Source organism: Qaidamihabitans albus (assembly GCF_016464705.1).
Classification (GTDB): Bacteria; Actinomycetota; Actinomycetes; order Mycobacteriales; family Pseudonocardiaceae; genus Qaidamihabitans; species Qaidamihabitans albus.
Window position 1 is genome coordinate 1 of the sequence record NZ_JAEHOB010000060.1, and the last position, 377, is coordinate 377.

Annotated in this window: 1 pseudogene; it reads left to right on the plus strand. The window is 74.0% G+C overall.

The features are described from left to right. A pseudogene (locus tag JAP66_RS31825) lies at positions 1–328 on the plus strand (hypothetical protein); the annotation flags it as partial. Positions 329–377 lie beyond the last annotated feature (49 nt).

Below are 377 nucleotides of genomic sequence, written 5' to 3' on the forward strand. Positions count from 1 at the left end.
CGCGCACGGCGCCGACCCGACCGACGTGGTGCGCGAGGCGAGGCCGACGGTGATCGTCGTGACCGCCTACGGACCGTACGTCCCGCGGGCCGCCTACGGCATGCGGGTCGGCGAGGTGACCACCGGTTACGCGCACATCGCCCAGATTCAGATGCGCGACGGCTACTGGCAGAACGTCTTCGTCCAGCAGGAGTGGGCGCCCCAGGTCGATGCGGCGGTCACGGCGAGCGTCGAGCGGGCGCAGTGGACCTACGACCCCGGCCGGTACGGACTGACCTTCGACCGCTGGCTGGACCGCCTGCGCGGTCAGCTGCCCGGAGGTGGCTGAGTTGGCGGCGGCGACGGCGCCGGCGCCCCGGCTGCCGCGGCTCCGGCTC